The sequence below is a fragment of the Pedobacter sp. 01N416 genome (assembly GCF_056399685.1).
Genome location: NZ_JBFTRT010001057.1, coordinates 1 through 547, shown reverse-complemented (window position 1 = coordinate 547; position 547 = coordinate 1). Strand labels below are relative to the sequence as shown.

Genomic DNA, 547 nt, shown 5'->3' with positions numbered 1-547 from the left:
GTAGTAATTAGTAAGCGATCCTTTTCCGTTAGGATTATATTTAATAGCCATTTGGAAAAGTTCAGCAGATTTAGCATATTTCTTTGCTTTCATTAAAGCTAAACCAGCTTCCGCTAAAGCGTCGGCATTGTTTGAATCAATTTTAGCAGCCTCAATAATATTCTTTACCGCTAAACTATCTTGACCAGCTTGCAATTGTGACTTTCCTAAATAAAGATAATCGTTTCCTAAGATTCTAGTTTTATCCTTTTCCTTGGCAAAAAACTCAGTCATGCTGGTTAAAGCTGCTGGATAATTTTTATTCTCATAAGCAGCCCACCCTTTAAGTCTAGCTACTGTATTTGCCTTTGGATTATTTGCTGGAACTTGCAAAGAAGTGGCTACCTGCTCTAAGGTTTTGAAATCTTTTGCGTAGAATAAAAATTGAGCATAACGCAATTGAGATTCCAAAGATTTATCCGTTAAATCCATGTATTTTTTATAGTTCTCAATCCCTTTAGCTGCTTTTTCTTTATCAACACCAAAGCTACTCCACTGTAAATATAAC

Annotated in this window: 1 protein-coding gene; it reads right to left on the bottom strand. The window is 34.7% G+C overall.

The annotated features are described in order from the left end of the window. On the bottom strand, positions 1 to 547 hold a 547-nt coding region (locus AC1DND_RS29215; protein WP_477586516.1), incomplete at both ends, for a tetratricopeptide repeat protein.